Raw genomic sequence first — 19,621 nt, 5'->3', positions numbered from 1 at the left:
GTAGTAACCCTGTCAGGATTCATTGCCACGAATTAAGCTGCTTAGGCTCTGTCACTGCGAACTGCCGCTCAAGGTGATTCGGGATAGCGATGTGTTCATGACCGCCGCGCTTATAACGGTGAGTAGGCTGCTGACAACTCACCAGCCCCAGCTCTTTCATGAGTCTGCCGGCAAGCCATCGTCCCATCCGGAAACCTCTCAGCGTTGCCATGGTCGCGATACTTCTTGCGCCAGCAGAGCCATGGCTGATGTTATGCAGCTCCAGAACCTGGCTGCGTAATACAGCCCGCCTGCCGTCTGGCTTTTCAGGACGGTTTTTCCAGTATTTGTAGCTGCTGCGATGAACCCCGAACACGTGGCAGAGTGTGGCCACTGGATAACGCGCCCTGAGCTTCCCGATTAACGAGAATTGTTCAGGGAGTCTGACATCAAGAGCGCGGTAGCCTTTTTTAATATTTCATTTTCCATTTCAATACGTTGTAGCTTTTTTTTTCAGTTCACGTATTTCGATTTGTTCCGGGGTTATTGGGGAGGCTTTTGGGATATTGCCCCGGCGTTCATCACGCAGCTGTTTTACCCACCGTGTCATTGTGGAGAGCCCCACATCCATAACACTGGCCGCATCAGCAACAGTGTAGTTTTGATCAACAACAAGTTGGGCTGATTCGCGTTTAAACTCTGCGCTGAAATTTCTTTTCTTCATTGAGGCACCTGAACAGAGGTGAGGATATCACCTCTGTTCAGGTGGCCAAATTCAGTGTGCCACTACAAAGTGAACGGGCCCGTTCACTTTGTAGTGAGATGAATAATGCCGAGAGCCTGTGAAAGTTCCATTTAAAAAGGTCCATGTAGAGACATGAACCCTTTTTACATCAACCACCGGATCGGTCAACCGATCCTTAAATGATCGGCATTAACCTTCATGGTTGGTTTTTTTATACCTGCGATTCCACATTCCTTATTATTAGCCCGGCCTTTGGCACAGGTTTTACTACTTACCCATGCACAAATTGGGGTAAAATTTACCCTCTCATCAGCGCGATGAAACTAGACGAGTGATGCGCTGAAAACAATAATGATACTAATAAAAACTCAGGAGAATAGTATGCCTGAAGCAACGCCTTTTCGGGTGCTGATTGTCGACGACCACCCACTAATGCGGCGAGGAATTAGTCAATTATTGCAACTGGATCCCGCATTTAACGTAGTCGCGGAAGCAGGTGACGGTGCCAGCGCTATCGATCTGGCTAACCGTCTGGACCTGGATGTGATCCTGCTGGATCTCAATATGAAAGGCATGAGCGGACTGGACACCCTGAATGCGCTGCGCCGGGATGGCGTCACCGCGCAAATTATTATTCTTACCGTCTCGGATGCCGCCAGCGATGTGTACGCCTTAATTGATGCCGGCGCGGATGGTTATTTACTCAAAGACAGCGATCCTGAAGTCTTGCTGGAGGCCATTCGCAGCGGCGCCAAAGGCGGTAAAGCTTTTAGCACACGCGTCAGCGAATATCTGCGCGAACGCGATCTGTTCGGCGCACAAGAAGATCCCTTCAGCATTCTCACCGAACGTGAACTGGATGTATTGCATGAACTGGCTCAGGGGCTGTCGAACAAGCAGATTGCGTCAGTGCTGAATATTTCCGAACAGACCGTGAAAGTGCATATTCGCAACCTGCTGCGCAAACTCAATGTGCGCTCTCGCGTTGCAGCTACCATCCTGTTTTTACAAACGCGTGGAATGCAGTAATCCATGAAGAGGCCGGATAGCCCCGATATGCGAAGCGCTATCGGGGCTATTCTGGATACTTATTTCTCCTGCGGCGTTAGCTGCTCCATCGCCTGCTTAATGCTCCGTTCTATTACCGCCCGACGGGTATCGTTGGCAGGTAATAGTTTCAGCATCATCTCCCACGCCGCAACCGCCTCGCCGAAGCGCTGCTGTTCAAAGGCGTTGAAAGCGTACATGCTGAGAACTCGCACATTGGCATGTTCGCCACGCACCAGTTGGCGTAACAGCTCCCCTCCCCGACGGTTATCATCAGGATCGGAAGAACGGGTCAGCGCTTCCGCATAGCCCAGCGCCGCATCGCTGTTTTTAGGATCCAGTCGATAGGCATTGGCATAGGCTTCAGTGGCCGTACTGGCGTTACCGAGAACCATGCCAATGCGTCCAAGCATGATCCAGCCTTCAACATTTGCGGGATCGGCTTGTAAACGTGTGCGCAGCCCCAGCGCCAGACGCGCCATATCTTCTTCATTGAGCGGTTCCGCTTTCGGATCCAACGCCCGCTCCAGCAGCGCCGGAGCCTGAGCAGTGGCCTGCTGCCAGACCTGAACCGGCTTATAGCTGCCGGTTTGGTAATAGCTTACTGCGCCAACCACCAGCGCCACCACGATACCAGGTACAAACAACCCGAATCCACCGCGCTTGCCATTCGGAATAACATCGTCAGGAAACGCTTCCTGTTTCACCCGAACGCGTCGGCGAGTACGGGCGAAAATAATCCAGCCCCCCACACCAATCGCTACCACCGGCATCACCCACAGCAGCACGGTGAGCGGCGTTAACGGCGGATCGTACGTGACGAAGTTGCCGTAGCGCGCCACCATGTAATCGACAATTTCTTTCTGGCTTTTTCCTTCCTGCATCAGTTCGTACACTTTCTGACGCAGGTCGGTGGCAATCATCGAGTTAGAATCGGCAATGCTGTTGTTCTGGCATTTAGGACAACGCAGTTGTTCAGTAAGCTGGCGGAACTGCTGCTCCTGCGCTTCGTCCTTAAACTGCATCACGTCGATAGTCGCAAGCGCGGCTCCCGAGATAACCAGCATTAGCAGGCCCAGTAAAAATCTCATTGCGCAGCCTCCTTACTGTACTTGTCCCATAACGGTTTGATCTCGCTCTCCCACACCCGGGCGTTCAGATCGCCGGCATGGCGATAGCGAATAATGCCTTTGCCGTCGATCAGGAACGTCTCCGGAGCACCGTACACGCCAAGATCCAGACCGAGCATACCGTCGCCGTCAAACAGACTTAATGAGTAAGGATTACCCAGCTCTTTCAGCCAGACAATGGCTTTCTGACGATCATCTTTATAGTTCAGACCCACTACCCGCACGCCTTGCGCAGACAGCTGATTCAGATACTGATGCTCGGCGCGACAGGTCGGGCACCAGGTCGCCCAGACGTTCAGCAATACCGGTTTGCCCTGCGTCAGCACATCGGCCTGATAGTGCTGACCCGGATTTTCCAGTGACTCCAGGCGGAATGTCGGAACAGGTTTGCCGATCAGCGCCGATTCCAGATTAGTGGGATCGTCCCCCTGAGCGTTACGCGCGAGCTGCCACAACAGCGCCGCCGCAATGATGAGAAAAATAATAAACGGAATTAACAGTGCGTTGCGCTTCATACAGCCTCCGACGCATTTTTTTGCACCGCGGCGCGAGGACGCGTCCGCTGGCGATAGCGTGGATCAAACAGGCAGAACAACCCGCCCAGCGCCATCAGCAATCCTCCGGCCCAAATCCAGCGAATAAACGGTTTGTAGTACAGGCGTACAGCCCATGCGCCATTATCCAGTTCTTCACCCAGCGCAGCGTACAGATCGCGCGTGAATCCGCCGTCAATTGCCGCTTCGGTCATCATCGAACTGGTGCTGTTATAGAAGCGTTTTTCCGCATGCAGCGTGGCTTCTGGCTTACCATCTCGGGTAACCCCAATAATGGCAACGCCCCCCCGGTAGTTTGGCCCGGTAATATCTTTCACTTCGCGGAAAGTGAACTGATAGTTATGGATACTAACGCTATCACCCGCTTTCATGCGCACATCGCGTTCAACGCTGTAGTTCTGGCTAAAGGCAATACCAACAATGGTAATCGCCAGCCCAACGTGACCCGATACCATGCCCCAGTAGCTTGGCGTCAGCTTTGTCCCACGGGAAATACGCAGGAACGCTTCGGACATCGCCAGTACGAATATCCAGCACGCCATCGCCAGCCCCACCACTGTCATGGCGGCAATGCGATCCTCAAGCAGCCACGGCAGCAGCAGCGACAGAACAAGGGTGGTGACAAACGCGATAAGCAATAACGTTTTCAGTTTACGCGGTCGGTCACGGCCCCAGCGCACTAATGGCCCAATCCCCAACAACAGTGCGAACGGCGCCATCAGCCAGGTGAACATGGTGTTGAAAAACGGCTCGCCAATCGAAATGCTGCCCAGCCCCAGCTGTTTGTGCACCAGCGGCAGCAGTGTGCCCAGTAGCACCACCAGCATGGCGGCAATCAGCAGGACGTTATTCCCCAGCAGCAGTGATTCACGCGACCACAGCGCGTTGTTCACCCGTGAGCGAACCTTGTGACCGCGCACCGCAAACAGCAGCAGGGAGCCGCCAATTACCAGCACCATAAAGGCCAGAATAAACATCCCGCGCGACGGATCGGAGGCGAAAGCATGTACCGACACCAGTACGCCGGAGCGCACCAGGAAAGTACCTAACAGACAAAGTGAGAATGCGCAGATTGACAGCAGCAGCGTCCAGGCTTTAAAGCTGGCGCGCTGTTCGGTTACCGACAACGAGTGCATCAGCGCCGTTCCCACCAGCCATGGCATAAACGAGGCGTTTTCAACCGGATCCCAGAACCACCAGCCGCCCCAGCCCAGCTCGTAATAGGCCCAGGCCGAACCGAGCACAATGCCCAGCGTCAGAAACACCCACGCCGCCAGCGTCCACGGACGCGAAAAACGGGCGAATGTGCTGTCCAGTCGTCCGCTCATCAGCGCAGCAATCGCAAACGCAAAGGCGACCGAGAAGCCGACATACCCCATGTACAGCAGCGGCGGATGGAAAATCAGCCCCGGATCCTGCAACAGCGGGTTCAGGTCACGTCCTTCAATCGGGAAGTTCGGCAACGTGCGGGCAAACGGGTTGGAGGTAAACAGAATAAATAGCAGGAAACCGACGCTGACCATTCCCATGACTGCCAGCACGCGGGCGACGATATCCAGCGGCATGCGCTGGCTGAACGCCGCAACGGCGAACGTCCAGCCGCTCATCAGCAGCACCCACAGCAGCAACGAGCCTTCATGCGCCCCCCACGTCGCCGCCACCCGATACCAGACCGGAAGCTGGGTGTTGGAGTTGCTGGCGACGTAGGTCACGGTAAAGTCATTAACCACGAAGGCGTTGACCAGAATCAGGAACGCCCCCATCACACAGATAAACAGTACCCAGGCAAAGGGACGCGCGGAGGCCATCATCCGCACGTCGCCGCGCGCTACGCCCCACAGCGGATAGACCGACAGCAGTAATGCAACGCCAAGCGCAAGGCACAACAGCGCATTGCCAATTTCAGGCATCATGACGTTTTATCCTTATAAACACTTTCCGGGCGACGGTGGTTTTCCTGCATCGCTTTTTCGACTTCCGGCGGGGTGTAATTTTCATCATGTTTAGCAAGCACTTCTTTGGCCTGCACATGATTTCCCCCGTCCAGTTCGCCCTGAACGACGACGCCCTGCCCTTCGCGGAACAGATCCGGCAGAATGCCTTCATAGGTGACATCCACCACACCTTCGGCGTCATAGATGCTGAAATTCACCTTCAGCGACTGCGGATCGCGCTTTACGCTGCCAGGCATAACCATACCGCCCACGCGCAGGCGCTGGCCGACTTCAGGCATTTGCTGCGTTTCGCGCTTACCGTAGAGTATCTCTCCCGGCGTATAGAACAGATCGATATTGGAACGCAGCGCGTAGAGCACCAGCGAAATGGTCAAAGCCAGACCTGCCAGGACCGCGCAGGCTATCCATAACCGATTTTTACGTCGAATATTCACGCCGCCTCCCGTTGCACTTGCGCCGCACGCATGCGCGCTTCTCTCGCCCGCTGCTGCGCGACACCGCGTAAGATTGCACGATGCTGTAACGCAGAATGCAGCACCAGCGCCACCAGCGGGACAATGCTCATCGCCACAGCCAGCCAGACATACAAGGCGTAACCGCCCATCGCGAAAAAATCACTCCATGATGCAAATGCAGGGGTCATTGGCGGCCTCTTTTTAAGATCAGTTCGCTCACCCACGGGCGGCGTTTTTCCATCATCAAAATCAGGTTACGCATGCGCATCAGCGCCAGCGTGACAAACAGTAACAGGTAGCCGACGATCGCCAGACGCAGCGGCGCGCGCATTGCCGGATCGATACTCTGCTGCATACGGGTCGACCCCTGATGCAGCGTATTCCACCACTCGACCGAGTAGTGAATAATCGGCAAGTTGACCACGCCAATCAGCACCAGAATGCCGGCAGCGCGACCAGCCAGACGGCGGTCGTCAAAGGCATGCCACAGCGCAATGGCGCCGACGTAGAGAAACAGCAATACCAGTTCAGAGGTGAGTCGGGCATCCCAGACCCACCAGGTGCCCCACATCGGTTTGCCCCATGCAGAGCCCGTCACCAGCGCAATAAAGGTAAACACGGCACCAATGGGCGCCATCGCGGCCAGCGCCAGATTGGCCATTTTCATCTGCCAGACCAGGCCAATAAACGCGGCAACGGCCATCGATGCATAAATCCCCATCGACCAGATTGCTGCCGGAACGTGCAGATAAATAATGCGATAGCTCTGCCCCTGCTGATAATCCGCAGGCGCGAAGCCAAAGCCCCAGATCAATCCGGTTATCAGTACCACCGCGCTGGCAATCGCCAGCCACGGGATAAACCAGCCGCAGATCTGATAGAGCCGAGGAGGCATCGCCAATTGATGAAGTGTTTTCCACATAGTTCAGTCACCAGACTCCGTAAATTAATATCCATTGTGCCGGAGCGCCTTGCCCGGCCTGCATATCTCAACTGCGCTACTGCACGCTGATCCGTAACGCCGCAGCTGTGGCAAACGGGCTTAGCGTGGCGCTGCCGACCAGCAACGCGCCCAGAATCGCCATGTACCCTTCAACCGGTAAGTGCATGGAAGCCGCATCCATCGCCGCGGTCGCAAAAATCAGTAAGGGTATGGTGAGCGGGAGTACCAGTACGCTTAACAGCACGCCGCCGCGCTTTAAGCCCACCGTCAACCCCACGCCCGGCGCGCCGAGGAAGCCCAGCGTAGGCGTCCCGAGTAACAAGGTCAGCGCCATAATTTTCCAGCCGTACATGTCCATGCCCAGCAGCAACGCCACCAGCGGCGAGAGGATCAGCAGCGGCAGGCCGGTCACGACCCAGTGCGCCATCACTTTCGCCAGCACCACTGCCGGCAGCGGCAGCGGCAGCAGCATCAGTTGCTCAAGGCTGCCGTCCTGCAGATCATCACGAAACAGGCGCTCCAGCGCCAGCAACGACGCCAGCAGCGCCGCAACCCAGATGATGCCCGGCGCAATACGCGCCAGCAGTTGCGGCTCCGGCCCAATGCTCAGCGGGAACAGCGTAATAACAATCAGGAAGAACCATAAAGGATTGGCGATTTCCGCACTATGACGAAACGCAACTCGTAGTTCTAAACGGAAGATTCGCCACATCATTGCGTTGCCCTCTCGCTGGTCAGCGCAATACGTCGCACTTTATCGGTCTCGACATTGAGCGGTTGGTGGGTGGTGAGAATAACAATACCGCCCTGCTCCGTATGCTGCGCCATACGCTGAGTCAGTCGCTCAACGCCGTTCACATCAATGGCGGTAAAGGGTTCGTCGAGGATCCACAGCCGGGCGCGGGTCAGCCACAAACGGGCCAGCGCCACGCGCCGCTGTTGTCCGGCGGAGAGTTGATTCACCGGGATGTCTTCATATCCGGCAAGCCCCGCCTGCGCCAGCGCAGCCAGACACTGTGCGACGTCGCCGTCATGGTGGAAGAAACGCAGGTTTTCCAACGCCGAAAGCCGGGTTTTTATCCCCGGCTGATGTCCGATCCACAGCAGTTGTTGATGGTAGCTGTCCCGCACGTGATGCAGCGGTTGCTCTTGCCAGCAAACCTCCCCTGCGTCGGGACGCGCCAGCCCGGTAAGTAACCGCAGCAAAGTGGTTTTCCCTGCGCCGTTGCTGCCGGTAATTTGTACCCATTCCCCTGCGTTAACGCGAAATGACAAATCGCTGAACAGTATTCTGTCATCCCGCTCGCAAAGTAATTCTCTGGCTTCAAGCATACCTGGTTATCTACATCCTGTTAAAATCCCGGTTTGACTTCGCGCATATCAGGCAGTTTGTGCGCTATCCCTTTATGACAGTCAATACAGGTTTGCCCGTCTTTCACGGCCTGGTCGTGCATTTTGGCCGCAACGCCTTTCTGGGCGGTTAAATCCATAAACTCGAAGTTGTGACAGTTTCGACACTCTTGCGAATTGTTATCTTTCATACGCCGCCACTCATTTTGCGCCATCGTTAAACGATGGTCTTCAAATTTCTGCGGTGTATCTATCAGCCCCAGTGCTTTCGCGTACAGCTCTTTACTGGCCTTGATCTTACGAATCATTTTCGGACCCCACTCATGTGGGACGTGGCAATCAGGGCAAGTCGCTCGCACACCACTACGGTTGTTGTAGTGTACGGTTTCCATGTATTCCTGGTACACCGTATTGCGCATTTCGTGACAGCTAATGCAGAACTCTTCTGTATTGGCCTTTTCCATACCGGTATTAAAGCCGCCCCAGAAAATAATGCCGCCCACAAAGCCGATTAACAACAGCGTGCCGAGCGCCAGACGGCTGGGGCGACGCCACCATTGCCAGACGCGCTTAATCCAGCCTGGTTTACGGTTAGAATTTTCCATAATGACCTCTTATTTCCCGTAACCTTTCGAGGGGGTGAAGGTATTTTCAACAATCGGCGCGGCGTCAGCCTGCGGAACGTGACATTGCAGGCAGAAATAACGACGCGGCGCGACTTCAGCCAATACCTTACCGTCGCTGTCCATAAAGTGCGTCGGACTGATGCGCGGCGCACCGGTGGTGCGATAGCTTTCCACACCGTGACATTGCAGGCAGCGGTTAGTGTTAGTCGTCACCTGATACCCTTCAACGCTGTGCGGAACCATCGGCGGCTGATTCACATAGTTCAGCGGCATACGCACTTGCTCTTTCGGCATGCGAATCGCCCCTTCTTGTGTCCCTGAGACTTCTGGTGACTGGCTCAGATCCACTCCGTTTGCAGCCCAAACGGCCCCACTGACTACCAGGGCCAGCGCAGCCGTCCATTGACTCAGCGCTTTAATCAGGTCATGGCTTTTCATGATTTCGCTCCCGAACTCCATCGTGTTGTTATTGTAAAAACATCCTCAGAACAGACATCCACACAGCGACCGCAGGCCATGCAATCGCGGCTGGTTACCTGCACCGGACTTTGCTCATCCAGCACCGGCGCACGTAGCACATGCGGTTCCGGGCAAACATGAAAACAATCCATACAGCGGTTACATCTGTTACGTTCTTTTGCCGAAACGGTTAATGCACCTTTACTCCCCACCACGCTATACAGCGCACCCAGTGGGCAAAGATGCCCGCACCAGCCATGCTCAACGACCAGTAGATCAAATAAAAACAGCGCGAGGATCAGCAGCGCTCCGCTGCCAAATCCCATGACCAGACTCCGTCCGAGCAGGGAGACTGGGTTTATCCACTCCCACAGCAGCGTACCGGTCACGGCGGAACCGACCAGGATAACCACCAGCAGGACGTACCGTATATGGCGCGGCAGGGTTGCAGACTGATTCAGGTCAAACCTTCTGCGCAACCAACTGGCTAAATCGGTGACAGGGTTCATGGGACAAACCCAACTGCAAAACAGTCGTTTACCCGCCAGGGCATACAGCACCGTGATGATGACCGCCCCCGTTAACGCAACCGTCGCCGGCAGGTGCCCGCTGGCCAGGCTTTGCAGGGTAATCAACGGATCGGTGAACGGGATGGAGTCCAGCAACAGGCTGCTACTGTAATTGCCATGCAGGATCCAGACGCCAAGCCATGGGCCGCTAAGGAACATCGCCAGTATCAGAAACTGGCTCAGACGACGCAGCACCAGCCAGCGATGACTCTTCCACCATCCTTTTTTTACCTGCGCTTCACGCCCGGCGTCACGTTTACGATTTGCCATTGTTCCCCTCCAGCCAACCGAAGCGGTAATGGTGTCCTAACTCCCCTTTCGCCAGCGACAGGGGCAGCACTTTTATTGCTGGCTGCTCCAGGACGCAGACTTTTTCGCATTTCCCGCAGCCGGTACAGGCATCGCTGTGTACGGTCGGAATAAACCGCGCATGCTTGCCGGTACGCATGTTGCGGTCCAGCTCCAGGGTGATAGCCTCATCGATTTTCGGGCATTCGCGATAGCAAACGTCGCAGCGTAATCCCTGATAGTTGAGGCAGTTTTCGTGATCCAGCAGTACCGCCAGCCCCATGCGTGAATCGTCAATAGATTCAATGTCCCTGTCCAACGCGCCGCTGGGGCAAACTTTGGCGCACGGAATGTCTTCACACATTTCGCAGGGAATATCACGCGCGACAAAATACGGCGTACCAGCAGCCAGCCCTGAGGCCAGCGTCGCCAGCTTCAGCGTGTCATACGGGCAGGCCTGAACGCACTGACCACAGCGCACGCAGGCACTGGCGAATGCCTCCTCGCTCAGTGCGCCTGGCGGGCGTAGCCGCACGCCGGTTGCACGTGCGGTTTGCTGTTGCAACCCCAGCGCCACGCCAACGACGGCCAGTCCGCCCGCTGCGCGAACCATATCGCGCAGAAAGCGGCGGCGGCCATTTTGGGGTTTTGCTGACCGGGACATAACGCGTTACACCTTCGCCAGTTTCACAGCGCACTTCTTGAAATCCGTCTCTTTGGAGAGCGGATCCGTCGCATCCAGCGTCAGGTTGTTCACCAGCTGTGCGGCGTCGAAGAACGGCATGTAGACCAGCCCCTGCGGTGGACGGTTACGCCCGCGCGTTTCAACTATCGAGATAACTTCACCACGACGGGAAACCACTTTGACTTTGTCGCCACGGCGCAGATCGCGTGCTTTTGCATCCAGCGGATGGATAAACAGCACAGCTTCCGGGAAAGCACGGTGCAGCTCAGGTACGCGACGCGTCATGCTGCCGGTATGCCAGTGCTCCAGCACTCGTCCGGTAGACAGCCACAGGTCGTACTCTTTATCCGGCGCTTCTGCGGCAGGTTCAAATGGCAGCGCGAAGATGACCGCTTTGCCGTCCGGCTTACCGTAGAACTTGTAGCTTTCGCCCGCTTTGACGTAAGGGTCGTTGCCTTCGCTGTAGCGCCACTGGGTCTCTTTGCCCTCAACGACCGGCCAGCGTAAACCGCGCGCTTTGTGGTAATCGTCAAATGGCGCAAGGTCATGCCCGTGACCGCGACCAAACCAGGCGTACTCTTCGAACAGCCCTTTTTGCAGATAGAAACCCAGCTCGCGGGATTCATCGTTCAGCTGATCTTCAGCCAGTTCAGCCACCGGGAATTTCGTCACTGCAGGCGTGGCAAACAGTACGTCATACAGCGTTTTGCCGCGCAGTTCCGGTTTCTGTGCCAACAGCGCTTCCGGCCACACTTCTTCTGTTTTGAAGCGACGAGAGAACTGCACCAGTTGCCACAGATCCGATTTCGATTCACCCGGCGCTTTAATCTGCTGACGCCAGAACTGTGTACGGCGTTCCGCATTACCGTAAGCACCTTCTTTCTCTACCCACATCGCGGTCGGCAGGATCAGGTCGGCCGACAGAGCGCTGACCGTCGGGTACGGATCGGAGACGATGATGAAGTTGCGCGGATCGCGCCAGCCCGGCATACGCTCTTCGTTGATGTTCGGACCGGCCTGCATGTTGTTGGTACACATCGCCCAGTAGACATTGAGCTTGCCATCTTTCAGCGCACGGTCTTGCGCCACGGCATGCAGACCGATTTTTGCCGGAATGGTCCCCGCCGGAATATTCCAGTGCTTCTCGCAGATATCGCGGTGTTTTTCGTTCGTAACCACCATGTCCGCAGGCAGACGGTGGGAGAACGTACCGACTTCACGCGCGGTACCGCAGGCGGAAGGCTGACCGGTCAAAGAGAACGGACCGCAGCCTGGCTGGGAGATTTTACCGGTCAACAGGTGCAGGTTATAGACCAGGTTGTTGGCCCACACGCCGCGGGTATGCTGGTTGAAGCCCATCGTCCAGTAGGAGATGACTTTTTTCTTCGGATCGGCATACAGCTGCGCCAGCTGTTCCAGCTGATCTTTCGGTACGCCGGTCATTTCGGCGGTTTTATCCAGCGTGTACTCGGCAACAAAGGCTTTGTAATCCTCAAAGCTCATCGGCTCAGAGGCATCGGATCCCGGGTTTTTCGCCGCTTTTTCCAGCGGATGGGTTGGACGCAGGCCGTAGCCAATGTCCGTCACGCCTTTACGCAGATTAACGTGCTTGCTAAAGAAATCCTGGTTGATCGCGTTGTTTTGAATGATGTAGTTAGCGATGTAGTTGAGGATCACCAGATCGGTTTGCGGCGTGAAGACCATGCCGTTATCCGCCAGCTCAAAGCTGCGGTGCTGGAAGGTGGAGAGCACTGCGACATTAACATTGGGATCGGACAGACGACGGTTGGTGATGCGCGACCACAGGATCGGATGCATCTCCGCCATATTCGCGCCCCACAGGACGAAAGCATCTGCATGCTCGATATCGTCATAGCAGCCCATCGGTTCATCCATACCGAAGGTACGCATAAAGCCGACTACCGCTGACGCCATGCAGTGACGCGCGTTCGGGTCGATGTTATTCGAACGGAAACCCGCTTTAAACAATTTGGCAGCGGCATAACCTTCCCAAATCGTCCACTGACCCGAGCCGAACATACCGATAGACTCCGGGCCTTTCTCTTTCAGGGACGTTTTGAATTTCTCTTCCATCACGTCAAAGGCCTGGTCCCAGCTAATCGGGGTGAACTCGCCTTCTTTGTGATACTTACCGTCCTTCATGCGCAGCATCGGCTGCGTTAAACGGTCTTTTCCGTACATGATTTTCGGCAGGAAGTAACCTTTGATGCAGTTAAGCCCACGGTTAACCGGCGCATCCGGATCGCCCTGGCATGCCACAACACGCCCTTGCTGCGTCCCGACCAATACGCCACAGCCCGTCCCGCAAAAACGGCACGGGGCTTTGTCCCATTTGATGGCTTCTTGCTGACCGACTACCGCACGGGCTACGCCCGGCACGCTTAACCCGGCAGCCGCCGCAGCGGCCGCAACGGCGTTAGCTTTCATAAAGCTACGACGACTGAGTTTCATGGTGTTTCCTCACCTTGCTCATCCTGCTGGTGATAAACCAGCGACACCGCCAGCACGCCCGCAACGTTGCGCACTGACTCAATAGTTTTCATTAACGTTTCGCTGTGCTCAGCTTCCACCACCACGATCAGTTGACCGCTTTCCACATCGCTGAGTGCAACTTCGCAACCTGGGAATGAACGCAACTGCGTGGCGATATCATTGATATGCTGACTTTTGGCCTGAACGACCAGGCTGCAGACCTGCCAGTTATTGTCCATGGTTGTACTCCGCGTTAATGGCTGATACCGGGCAGATAGCGACACATGCGCCACATCCGTTACAGTCCTGATTGTCGAGCTGCGGCTGATAAATGCCGGACAGCGTGGGACGAAAGGTTATGGCCATGGGTTCACAGCTATCCTGACAGCGATGACATTCAACGGACTGATGTGCGAGACAGTTTTCCCCAATCGTAAAATTCAGATCCCATGCCCTGGTGTGGCGCGGAAGAAAAAGGGATTCAGAACAGGCCTCTGCGCAGGCATAGCAAAAGCTACACTCGCCGTGTTTGAAATTTACGCTCGGGTAACCGCCCTGGCCTCGCTGCAGGATGTCGGTTTTACACGCCTGGATGCAGGCGTCACAACGAAGGCAATGGGCCAGAAAGTGAGAGTCTTCCTTGCTCCAGGGCGGACGGATCCCTGAGTTGGCGTTTCGCCAACTGCCTGTCAACATGCCTCGACGGGATAAATCAACCATGACATTGTCCTTCCATAATGACGCCCTTCCCTGGCGGGTTGAACGACATAAAAAACTGCACTATTTATGAGTAGTTATTTTTAGTCGTAAGATATTTCAGGATGTGTTAGAGGTGCATACCCCAATCGGGGTAAATGCTGTTGCCGGATCAAAGGAGTGTTGAGTTGGCGGGAAAAAATGCGCTTTTGCTCACATTTCAATTAGTTATATAACACTGTATATAACGAATATCTCAAAAAGAGAATGATTTTATAATTAAGATTATTCTTAGAATATATCGCTAGTCTGAAAGCAGACCCCTACCAAATACACTTAAAATATAAGTAAATCCAGATTAATCGATTATGTAAATATGTTAACCTGCCCCAGACTCGTTCATAAGACAGAAGAAAGGAAACACTGTGAACAATAAGATGAAAACAATTGTCCCTGCCGTACTTTTCGCCGCCTTTGCCAGCGCCTCTGCATGGGCTGCCAGTAACGATGCCGGCGCTCAGCCGCTGGAAAAAGTCGCCCCTTATCCTAAGGCGGAAAAGGGTATGAAGCGCCAGGTTATTCAGCTTACCCCTGAGAAAGATGAATCTACTCTGAAAGTAGAACTGCTGATCGGACAAACGCTGGAAGTTGACTGCAACCAACACCGCCTGGGCGGAGAACTGGACAGCAAAACGCTGGAAGGTTGGGGATATGACTACTATGTCTTCGACAAAGTGACGTCTCCGGTTTCAACCATGATGGCCTGCCCGGACGGTAAGAAAGAGAAGAAATTTATTACCGCGTATCTGGGTGATGACGGCATGCTGCGCTACAACAGCAAGTTACCGATTGTGGTCTATACGCCGGAGAACGTGGAAGTGAAATACCGTATCTGGAAAGCGGAAGAGAAGATTCAGGACGCAGTCGCGCGATAAGTAAGAATGTGCCGGAGGGCGGCGTACCGCCTTATCCGGCATTTTATTTACAGTGCGATATCCGCTACAGCTTTCTGCTCAGGCTGCGGTTGCGCCTGAGGTTTCAGCTGAGGTTTCGGCGCTTCATCAGCAGCCTGCGGCTTGTCATATTTCAGCCCCAGAACATCACTGGTGTATTGCAGCTCTTGTTCCGTAGCCTCAACGTTACCGTTCAGCTTGGTACCATAAGACGGAATAATGGTTTTCAGTTTCGCCTGCCACTCAGGGCTGGCCACTTTATCTTTAAACACTTTTTCCATCAGATGCAGCATAATCGGCGCCGCGGTTGATGCCCCCGGAGAAGCGCCCAGCAGCGCGGCAATGGTGCCCTCTTTATCGCTGACGACTTCGGTACCCAGACGCAGTACACCGCCTTTCTCCGCATCACTTTTAATGATCTGCACACGCTGGCCCGCCTGCCATAAACGCCAGTCTTCTTTTTTCGCCTGCGGATAGTACTCTTGCAGCGCGGCAAAACGGTCGTCATCGCTGAGCATCACCTGGCTTACCAGATATTTCACCAGATCGAAGTTATCCAGACCCACGTTGACCATCGGCATAAAGTTCGAGGTGGTGGTCGAGCTGAGCAGATCCCACAATGAACCGTTTTTCAGGAACTTGGTGGAGAATGTCGCGAATGGCCCAAACAGCACGACGCGTTTGCCATCAAGGATACGGGTATCGATGTGCGGCACGGACATCGGCGGCGCGCCAACGGAGGCCTGACCGTACACTTTCGCCAGGTGGCGATTCACCACGTCCGGATTATCCGCAACCAGGAACTGCCCGCCAACCGGGAATCCGGCATAACCTTTCGCTTCAGGAATGTCGGTTTCCTGCAACAGCTTCAGCGCAGCGCCACCGGCACCGATAAAGACAAACTTCGCCTTGATATCGTGTTCCGCTTCGTTATTTTTCAGATCGGCGACCGTGACGGTCCAGCTATTGTCGGCATTGCGTTTAAAGCCACGCACTTCGGTACTCAGCTGCAGCGCAAAGTTGGGCTTTTTCTGCAACGAGGCAATCAGCTGGCGCGTGATTTCGCCGTAGTTTACGTCAGTACCAATCTCGGTACGCGTTGCCGCGACTTTCTGCTTCGGATCGCGGCCTTCCATGACCAGCGGCGCCCACTCTTTAATCTGCGCGTGATCTTCGGAATAACGCATGCCACGGAATAACGTGCTCTGCTGCAGTGCGGTGTAACGGGCACGCAGGAAGTTCACGTTCTCGTCACCCCAGACAAAACTCATGTGCGGAACGGTGGTGATAAATGAGCGTGGTTCATGCATTACGCCATTATTAACCTGATAGGCCCAAAACTGGCGGGAGATCTGGAAGGCTTCGTTGATTTCGACTGCCTTTTCAATGCTGATGCTACCGTCGGCCTTTTTAGGCGTGTAGTTCAGCTCCATCAGTGCGGAGTGGCCTGTTCCGGCGTTATTCCAGCCGTTAGAGCTTTCCTGCGCTACACCATCCAGTCGCTCAACCATGGTCATTGACCATTGCGGTTCCAGCTCCTGTAAATAGGTTCCCAGCGTGGCGCTCATGATGCCGCCGCCAATCAACAGTACATCCGTTTCCTGCTCTTCCGCCGCTTTCGCTTTTGCCGCCATCGAGACAACATTCAGCCCAACGGCCATGGTGAAGAGCATGGCAGTCACTTTTTTCATAATGTTAATGCCTTACTTTTAGTATCGCTTTTTGCTTTTAATGCAGGTGAAAATCGAGCGGTATCAACGGTAACACTTAAGTAAAAATATTTAAATATTGTTTATAAATTATATTTAATTTTTAAAAATGTTATTAATACGTTGATAGTTTATACGGTTATTGACAATCATTTCTGGAAACCGATCCGTCAGACAGGTACTATGCTGCGCTTTGCTATTCACCGCACGGATGCCTGTCGGTCTGCTGTACCGGGCCATTTTTGACCTAAGAGTAACGATGTTTGCAACTCAACCCTCCTCTGTCGCAGTAGCGGAACACGCGACCCGCACAGTGCTGCGCCAACCCCGTTTACTGGTTCGCGAAACGCTGGCCGGTGTGGTAACCGCCCTGGCGCTGATCCCGGAAGTGATCTCTTTTTCCGTTATCGCCGGCGTCGATCCTAAAGTCAGCCTGATAGCCTCAGTCGTACTGTGCCTGGCAATGTCATTTTTAGGTGGCCGTCCGGCAATGGTTACCGCAGCGGCAGGATCGGTCGCGCTGGTGATTGGCCCGATGGTGCATCAACACGGCGTCCAGTACATCCTGCCTGCGGTGGTGCTGGCCGGGATTATTCAGATCCTGTTTGGCATATTGGGGATGGCACGTCTGATGCGATTCATTCCTACAGCCGTCATGACCGGTTTTGTGAACGCGCTGGGTATTTTGATTTTCTTTGCCCAGGTCCCGCATTTCTGGGGTAAAAGCCCGCTAATCTGGGGGCTGTTTGTCCTGACCCTGTTGATTGTGCTGTGGGTTCCGCGGTTTATTAAAGCGATCCCCGCGCCGCTTATCGCCATCGTGCTGCTGACGGTGTTCACTGTCACCAGCGGACAACTATTACCGACCGTCGGTGACGAAGGTTCAATGCGCGGCGGCCTGCCGGGATTCACGCAGTTATTGGTACCGCTCAACCTGCAAACGCTGGCGATTATCTGGCCCTGCGCGCTGAGCATCGCTTTTGTCGGATTAATGGAGTCGCTGTTAACCGCCCGTCTGGTGGATGACCTGACGGTTACGCCGTCGAATAAGAATCGCGAGAGCGCCGGGCTGGGGATAGCCAATATTCTGGCCGGTTTTTATGGCGGCATCGCCGGGTGTGCGATGATTGGTCAAACCATCGTTAACGTCGAGATGGGCAAAGGACGCAGCCGCGTCTCGACGGTCGCCGCCGGGCTGGTGCTGTTGTTGCTGGTCACTGCGTTAAGCGAAGTAATGGCGAAAATCCCCATGTCGGTGCTGGCGGGAATTATGGTGATTGTGGCGGTGAAAACCTTCAGTTGGCACAGCATCCAGCCCGCTACGCTGCGGCAATTCCCCGTTACTGAAACGCTGGTGATGCTAATGACCGTCGCGGCAACGGTGTCAACCGGCAACCTGGCGCTTGGCGTGGTTGCCGGGGTGATGACGATGCTCATTCTGCCGCGTATCGTCAGAGGCAAACGTGCGGCTACATCAGAAACAGCGTTGCCAGACCGAGAAAAATAAAGAAACCACCGGTATCGGTGATTGCCGTAATCATGACGCTCGAGCCGACCGCCGGGTCGCGCCCGAGCTTCACCATCGTCATCGGAATAATAACGCCCATCAACGCCGCCATCAGCAAATTGAGCATCATCGCCAGGGTCATCACGCCGCCGAGCGCCATGTCATCGTACAGCCACCAGGTAATGCCGCCCATAATTCCGCCCCACACGAGGCCATTAATCAACGCCACGCCCATTTCGCGCAGGATTAAAAACGTCAGGTTTCCCGGCTGAATATTTTGTAGCGCCAGCGCGCGAACAATCATGGTGATGGTTTGATTCCCGGTGTTGCCGCCGATCCCCGCCACAATCGGCATCAGCGAGGCCAGCGCGACCAGTTGCGAAATTGTATGTTCAAAGCCGTCGATCACTCGCGAAGCAATAAAGGCGGTACAAAGGTTAACGGCCAACCACGCCCAGCGGGTTTTTACCGCTTTCGTGACGGGGGCAAACACATCCTCTCCGGCGCTTAAGCCGCCCATTCGACGCAGATCGGTATCGGTTTCTTCATAGACCACATCGACGATCTCATCGATGGTTAAACGGCCCATCAGTTTACCTGAAGAGTCAACGACCGCGGCACTGACCAGGTCGTCACGTTCAAAGGTTCGCGCGGCGTGTTCGGCGATATCTTCCGGAGAAAAGGTGAGCGGATCATCTTCCATCACCTCGCTGACTTTTCGCTGCACGTCATTGAGCAGAATACAGGTGAGCGTCAGTTCCCCGACCAGCACTTTATTGCGGTCGGTCACGAAGAGTTTATCGGTGTTCTCCGGCATTTTTCCCAGCCGCCGCAGGTAGCGTTGCACCACTTCCAGCGTCACGTCCGGACGCACGGTGATAACTTCGAACTCCATAATCGCACCGACGCGATTCTTCTCGTAGTGCAGCACCTGGCGGACGCGCGCCCGCTCCTCGGCCGGTAACGTCGCCAACAGTCGACCCGTGAGGTTACGAGGGAGATGCTGAACCAGATAAATCTGTTCGTCGATATCAAGGTATTGCAACGCATCCAGCAGCTCACGATCGCTCATCTCATCGATCAGGTCGTCCCAGACGTTTTCAGACGCCTCAAGCAGGACGTTACCGCGCTTTTCACTTTCGACCAGTCGCCAGAGGGCGTGACGCTCTTCAGAAGGTAATGCTTCGAGGGTATCCGCCAGATCGGGCGGCGGCAGGTGGGCGACCAGCGCCCCTACCTCAGCAATATCGTCGGCTAACGTGCCGACGTCATATTGCTCAGCCAGGGTAAGCTTGCCCAATAGCGTTGAAACAACGGCTTTATCAGTGGTCAGCAGCCAGATAAGACGCGCACGCTCTTCATCACGCAGTCTGGCGCTGTTTTTGTTTGTTACAGGCATTAATCATAAATCCATGATATGAAATATCATTAATCATGATGCCGATTTATGTAAATAACAATAAACAGTGCCGCCGGGT

20 protein-coding genes and 1 pseudogene are annotated in these 19,621 nt (G+C 54.8%); 3 read left to right on the top strand and 18 right to left on the bottom strand.

All coding sequences use genetic code 11. The annotated features are described in order from the left end of the window. Nucleotides 1-34 precede the first annotated feature (34 nt). Nucleotides 35-703 (bottom strand): annotated as a pseudogene (locus tag HVZ39_RS08610) (transposase); the annotation flags it as partial. Nucleotides 704-1,105: 402 nt separating this feature from the next. On the opposite strand from HVZ39_RS08610, the gene narP reads away from it, so the two are divergent. Further along, nucleotides 1,106-1,753: a nitrate/nitrite response regulator protein NarP gene (narP, locus tag HVZ39_RS08605; RefSeq protein WP_016153764.1), complete on the top strand. Its 648-nt coding sequence runs from the start codon at nt 1,106-1,108 to the stop codon at nt 1,751-1,753. Nucleotides 1,754-1,812: 59 nt separating this feature from the next. Here the strand turns inward: narP and HVZ39_RS08600 are convergent, their stop codons facing one another. The 15 genes from HVZ39_RS08600 to napF all read right to left on the bottom strand — a co-directional run bounded on the left by HVZ39_RS08600 (nt 1,813) and on the right by napF (nt 13,998). Then, entirely contained in the window at nt 1,813-2,862 is a 1,050-nt protein-coding gene (locus HVZ39_RS08600; RefSeq protein WP_181633469.1) for a cytochrome c-type biogenesis protein CcmH, read from the bottom strand. Further along, nucleotides 2,859-3,416 (bottom strand): thiol:disulfide interchange protein DsbE, encoded by a 558-nt coding sequence (gene dsbE / locus HVZ39_RS08595; RefSeq protein ID WP_003834613.1) that lies wholly within the window; start codon nt 3,414-3,416, stop codon nt 2,859-2,861. Before dsbE ends, HVZ39_RS08600 begins: the two co-directional genes overlap by 4 nt. After that, the gene (locus HVZ39_RS08590; RefSeq protein ID WP_016153766.1) at nt 3,413-5,368 is read right to left on the bottom strand and encodes a heme lyase CcmF/NrfE family subunit; all 1,956 of its coding nucleotides are present in this window, start codon (nt 5,366-5,368) and stop codon (nt 3,413-3,415) included. The genes dsbE and HVZ39_RS08590 overlap by 4 nt, the downstream gene beginning before the upstream one ends. Then, nucleotides 5,365-5,844 (bottom strand): cytochrome c maturation protein CcmE, encoded by a 480-nt coding sequence (gene ccmE, locus HVZ39_RS08585; RefSeq protein ID WP_016153767.1) that lies wholly within the window; start codon nt 5,842-5,844, stop codon nt 5,365-5,367. Before ccmE ends, HVZ39_RS08590 begins: the two co-directional genes overlap by 4 nt. After that, nucleotides 5,841-6,053 (bottom strand): heme exporter protein CcmD, encoded by a 213-nt coding sequence (ccmD, locus tag HVZ39_RS08580; RefSeq protein ID WP_016153768.1) that lies wholly within the window; start codon nt 6,051-6,053, stop codon nt 5,841-5,843. Before ccmD ends, ccmE begins: the two co-directional genes overlap by 4 nt. Next, nucleotides 6,050-6,787 (bottom strand): heme ABC transporter permease, encoded by a 738-nt coding sequence (locus HVZ39_RS08575; RefSeq protein ID WP_016153769.1) that lies wholly within the window; start codon nt 6,785-6,787, stop codon nt 6,050-6,052. The genes ccmD and HVZ39_RS08575 overlap by 4 nt, the downstream gene beginning before the upstream one ends. A 76-nt stretch (nt 6,788-6,863) precedes the next feature. Further along, entirely contained in the window at nt 6,864-7,523 is a 660-nt protein-coding gene (ccmB, locus tag HVZ39_RS08570) for a heme exporter protein CcmB (protein WP_003027542.1), read from the bottom strand. Beyond that, complete coding sequence (gene ccmA / locus HVZ39_RS08565; protein ID WP_016153771.1) at nt 7,520-8,140, bottom strand: cytochrome c biogenesis heme-transporting ATPase CcmA; 621 nt, start codon at nt 8,138-8,140, stop codon at nt 7,520-7,522. Before ccmA ends, ccmB begins: the two co-directional genes overlap by 4 nt. 20 nt (nt 8,141-8,160) lie before the next feature. Then, nucleotides 8,161-8,763, bottom strand: coding sequence for a cytochrome c-type protein NapC (gene napC, locus HVZ39_RS08560; protein ID WP_003027548.1), 603 nt, complete (start codon nt 8,761-8,763; stop codon nt 8,161-8,163). A gap of 9 nt (nt 8,764-8,772) precedes the next feature. Next, entirely contained in the window at nt 8,773-9,222 is a 450-nt protein-coding gene (gene napB / locus HVZ39_RS08555; RefSeq protein WP_016153772.1) for a nitrate reductase cytochrome c-type subunit, read from the bottom strand. Continuing rightward, nucleotides 9,219-10,082 (bottom strand): quinol dehydrogenase ferredoxin subunit NapH, encoded by an 864-nt coding sequence (gene napH, locus HVZ39_RS08550; protein ID WP_049041119.1) that lies wholly within the window; start codon nt 10,080-10,082, stop codon nt 9,219-9,221. Before napH ends, napB begins: the two co-directional genes overlap by 4 nt. Next, entirely contained in the window at nt 10,069-10,764 is a 696-nt protein-coding gene (napG, locus tag HVZ39_RS08545) for a ferredoxin-type protein NapG (protein ID WP_016153774.1), read from the bottom strand. Before napG ends, napH begins: the two co-directional genes overlap by 14 nt. Before the next feature lie 6 nt (nt 10,765-10,770). Further along, nucleotides 10,771-13,257, bottom strand: a complete 2,487-nt coding sequence (napA, locus tag HVZ39_RS08540; protein ID WP_016153775.1) for a nitrate reductase catalytic subunit NapA — start codon at nt 13,255-13,257, stop codon at nt 10,771-10,773. Continuing rightward, a complete protein-coding gene (gene napD, locus HVZ39_RS08535) occupies nt 13,254-13,517 on the bottom strand; it encodes a chaperone NapD (protein ID WP_016153776.1) in 264 nt (87 codons plus the stop codon). Before napD ends, napA begins: the two co-directional genes overlap by 4 nt. Then, on the bottom strand, nt 13,507-13,998 hold the full coding sequence (gene napF / locus HVZ39_RS08530; RefSeq protein WP_181633468.1) for a ferredoxin-type protein NapF: 492 nt from the start codon (nt 13,996-13,998) through the stop codon (nt 13,507-13,509). The genes napD and napF overlap by 11 nt, the downstream gene beginning before the upstream one ends. Nucleotides 13,999-14,411: 413 nt before the next feature. On the opposite strand from napF, the gene eco reads away from it, so the two are divergent. Next, nucleotides 14,412-14,909: a serine protease inhibitor ecotin gene (gene eco / locus HVZ39_RS08525; protein ID WP_029139607.1), complete on the top strand. Its 498-nt coding sequence runs from the start codon at nt 14,412-14,414 to the stop codon at nt 14,907-14,909. Between the two features lie 47 nt (nt 14,910-14,956). Here eco and mqo read toward each other — a convergent pair whose 3' ends face one another. Beyond that, entirely contained in the window at nt 14,957-16,618 is a 1,662-nt protein-coding gene (mqo, locus tag HVZ39_RS08520; protein ID WP_016153779.1) for a malate dehydrogenase (quinone), read from the bottom strand. 277 nt (nt 16,619-16,895) lie between these two features. Between mqo and HVZ39_RS08515 the strand changes: the two genes are divergently transcribed. Continuing rightward, entirely contained in the window at nt 16,896-18,143 is a 1,248-nt protein-coding gene (locus HVZ39_RS08515; protein ID WP_181633467.1) for a SulP family inorganic anion transporter, read from the top strand. On the opposite strand, the gene mgtE is transcribed toward HVZ39_RS08515, so the two are convergent. Then, entirely contained in the window at nt 18,106-19,542 is a 1,437-nt protein-coding gene (gene mgtE, locus HVZ39_RS08510; protein WP_016153782.1) for a magnesium transporter, read from the bottom strand. The genes HVZ39_RS08515 and mgtE overlap by 38 nt on opposite strands. Nucleotides 19,543-19,621 lie beyond the last annotated feature (79 nt).

The sequence above is a fragment of the Citrobacter sp. RHB35-C21 genome (assembly GCF_013816515.1).
Lineage (GTDB): Bacteria > Pseudomonadota > Gammaproteobacteria > Enterobacterales > Enterobacteriaceae > Citrobacter > Citrobacter braakii.
This window is presented reverse-complemented; position numbering and strand designations above follow the sequence as displayed.

Excerpts from the sequence above, each read along its gene's own strand:
- narP (WP_016153764.1), top strand. The coding sequence starts at position 1,106 with ATGCCTGAAGCAACGCCTTTTCGGGTGCTGATTGTCGACGACCACCCA.
- HVZ39_RS08600 (WP_181633469.1), bottom strand. The coding sequence starts at position 2,862 with ATGAGATTTTTACTGGGCCTGCTAATGCTGGTTATCTCGGGAGCCGCG.
- dsbE (WP_003834613.1), bottom strand. The coding sequence starts at position 3,416 with ATGAAGCGCAACGCACTGTTAATTCCGTTTATTATTTTTCTCATCATT.
- HVZ39_RS08590 (WP_016153766.1), bottom strand. The coding sequence starts at position 5,368 with ATGATGCCTGAAATTGGCAATGCGCTGTTGTGCCTTGCGCTTGGCGTT.
- ccmD (WP_016153768.1), bottom strand. The coding sequence starts at position 6,053 with ATGACCCCTGCATTTGCATCATGGAGTGATTTTTTCGCGATGGGCGGT.
- HVZ39_RS08575 (WP_016153769.1), bottom strand. The coding sequence starts at position 6,787 with ATGTGGAAAACACTTCATCAATTGGCGATGCCTCCTCGGCTCTATCAG.
- ccmB (WP_003027542.1), bottom strand. The coding sequence starts at position 7,523 with ATGATGTGGCGAATCTTCCGTTTAGAACTACGAGTTGCGTTTCGTCAT.
- ccmA (WP_016153771.1), bottom strand. The coding sequence starts at position 8,140 with ATGCTTGAAGCCAGAGAATTACTTTGCGAGCGGGATGACAGAATACTG.
- napC (WP_003027548.1), bottom strand. The coding sequence starts at position 8,763 with ATGGAAAATTCTAACCGTAAACCAGGCTGGATTAAGCGCGTCTGGCAA.
- napB (WP_016153772.1), bottom strand. The coding sequence starts at position 9,222 with ATGAAAAGCCATGACCTGATTAAAGCGCTGAGTCAATGGACGGCTGCG.
- napH (WP_049041119.1), bottom strand. The coding sequence starts at position 10,082 with ATGGCAAATCGTAAACGTGACGCCGGGCGTGAAGCGCAGGTAAAAAAA.
- napG (WP_016153774.1), bottom strand. The coding sequence starts at position 10,764 with ATGTCCCGGTCAGCAAAACCCCAAAATGGCCGCCGCCGCTTTCTGCGC.
- napA (WP_016153775.1), bottom strand. The coding sequence starts at position 13,257 with ATGAAACTCAGTCGTCGTAGCTTTATGAAAGCTAACGCCGTTGCGGCC.
- napD (WP_016153776.1), bottom strand. The coding sequence starts at position 13,517 with ATGGACAATAACTGGCAGGTCTGCAGCCTGGTCGTTCAGGCCAAAAGT.
- napF (WP_181633468.1), bottom strand. The coding sequence starts at position 13,998 with ATGGTTGATTTATCCCGTCGAGGCATGTTGACAGGCAGTTGGCGAAAC.
- eco (WP_029139607.1), top strand. The coding sequence starts at position 14,412 with ATGAAAACAATTGTCCCTGCCGTACTTTTCGCCGCCTTTGCCAGCGCC.
- mqo (WP_016153779.1), bottom strand. The coding sequence starts at position 16,618 with ATGAAAAAAGTGACTGCCATGCTCTTCACCATGGCCGTTGGGCTGAAT.
- HVZ39_RS08515 (WP_181633467.1), top strand. The coding sequence starts at position 16,896 with ATGTTTGCAACTCAACCCTCCTCTGTCGCAGTAGCGGAACACGCGACC.
- mgtE (WP_016153782.1), bottom strand. The coding sequence starts at position 19,542 with ATGCCTGTAACAAACAAAAACAGCGCCAGACTGCGTGATGAAGAGCGT.